This is a genomic window from Pseudomonas sp. 65/3-MNA-CIBAN-0223, from assembly GCF_040310425.1.
GTDB classification, from domain to species: Bacteria; Pseudomonadota; Gammaproteobacteria; order Pseudomonadales; family Pseudomonadaceae; genus Aquipseudomonas; species Aquipseudomonas gregormendelii.
Window position 1 is genome coordinate 1 of record NZ_JBEOPV010000294.1, and the last position, 245, is coordinate 245.

Annotated in this window: 1 protein-coding gene; it reads left to right on the forward strand. The window is 59.2% G+C overall.

The window, feature by feature from the left end; all coding sequences use genetic code 11:
• Window positions 1-245: chemotaxis protein CheB (locus AAEZ09_RS28945; RefSeq protein WP_350601759.1), on the forward strand; the 245-nt coding region annotated here is incomplete at both ends.

Genomic DNA, 245 nt, shown 5'->3' on the forward strand with positions numbered 1-245 from the left:
GTGATCGCGTTCAGCGGAATGGGTAGCGATGGCAGTGCCGCAGCCGCTTACATGCTGCGCCAGGGCGGCAAGGTCTGGACGCAGCGCGCCGATTCCTGTGCGTGTTCCAGCATGCCGGACAACCTTCGCGAAGGTGGCTACAGCTCGTACAGCGGTGATCCGCGCGAACTGGCACAGGCTCTGGTCAATCATTTGGTGAATCAGACTGGCGTTTCAGCTAGGTCTTTTCAACGGGAGAATTCATG